This is a genomic window from Mesorhizobium sp. M2C.T.Ca.TU.002.02.1.1 (assembly GCF_003997225.1).
In genome coordinates, this window is the sequence record NZ_RZTO01001372.1 from 1 (window position 1) to 802 (window position 802).

The 802-nt window shown below is 66.6% G+C and carries 1 protein-coding gene; it reads right to left on the reverse strand.

Annotated elements, in window-relative coordinates; all coding sequences use genetic code 11:
- A partial coding sequence (locus EOD07_RS36175) for an MFS transporter (protein ID WP_127238492.1) occupies window positions 1-802 on the reverse strand: 802 nt, incomplete at both ends.

Consider the following 802-nt stretch of genomic DNA (forward strand, 5'->3'; position numbering starts at 1 on the left):
CTTGTAGACGGCGGCCTTGCCGAGGCTCATGAAGAAGCCGAGCACCGAGGCGACGGCGATGAAGGCGAGCGGGCCGATCTCGACGTGGAAGGGGATCGGCCCGCTGATGCCGCGCACGACATAGTCTGCCGAGGGGAGAGACAGAACGAGAGTCGCGACGGCACAGACGCTGAAGGTCCAGTAGAGCACGGTGCGGGCGCCGATGCGGTCGGAAAGCACGCCGCCATAGGCGCGGAAGATGCTGGCGGGGATCGAATAGGCGGCGCCGATCATGCCTGCGGTGGCGATACCGAAGCCGTAGACGCCGATCAGATAGCGCGGCAGCCAGAGCGACAGCGCCACGAACGCGCCGAAGGAGAAGAAGTAGTAGAAGGCAAAACGCCAGACCTGCAGGTTCTTCAGCGGCGCGAATTCCTGCCAGAAGCTCCTCGCGGGTGCCGCCTTGCCGGCGCGGCGCTCGCGGATGACCGGATCGTCGTCGGTCGTGAACCAGAAGACGATGGCCATGACGACCAAAGCGGCCGCCCAGATCAGCGCCACCGACTGCCAGCCCCAGGCAAGCAGCACGAGCGGCGCCAGGAACTTGGTGACCGCGGCGCCGACATTGCCGACGCCGAAGATGCCGAGCGCCGTGCCCTGTTTTCCAGCGGGGAAGAAGCGTGAGACATAGGCGACGCCGACGGCGAAGGAGCCGCCGGCAAGCCCGACGCCGAGCGCGGCAAGCAGCATCTGCTCGTAGCTATGCGCGAAAGCGAGCAGGAAGGTCGCGACCGCCGCCGCGAGCATGGTCATGGTGTAGACC